Below are 416 nucleotides of genomic sequence, written 5' to 3' on the forward strand. Positions count from 1 at the left end.
ACACGCTTCAATCGATAATGTGGACGCTGTGGGCGTCATAGCAGATAAGGTTGATCGCGTTAGCGTAAGTGCCGGCCGTCTTGACCGTGTTTATACGTCTATCCTTGAACTAGACCGCGTATTTGATAGTGCAGATAACCTAGATCGAGTCTTTACCTCTATCGATAACCTTGATCGATTGCACGAGTCTGTAGACAAGATGGACCGCTTGCATACGTCAGCAAATAATATTGACCGCGTGCATATGAGTATCACAAACCTAGACCGTCTTGATGAGTCTATTATAGGTTTGGACCGTATTCATCAATCGATATTAAAACTAGACCGCTTACATACATCAGTCGCAAATGTAGACCGGGTGGCAGACTCTGCGGACAACATGGACAGAGTGGCCCAAAGCGCCAATAAATTAGACT

1 protein-coding gene is annotated in these 416 nt (G+C 45.4%); it reads left to right on the forward strand.

Translation table 11 applies throughout. The features are described from left to right. Positions 1 to 28: 28 nt before the first annotated feature. The coding region (locus tag BZJ21_RS16755; protein WP_236719589.1) for a hypothetical protein at positions 29 to 416 on the forward strand (388 nt) is incomplete at its 3' end.

The organism is Salinivibrio costicola subsp. alcaliphilus, assembly GCF_001996185.1.
Taxonomy (GTDB): Bacteria; Pseudomonadota; Gammaproteobacteria; order Enterobacterales; family Vibrionaceae; genus Salinivibrio; species Salinivibrio costicola.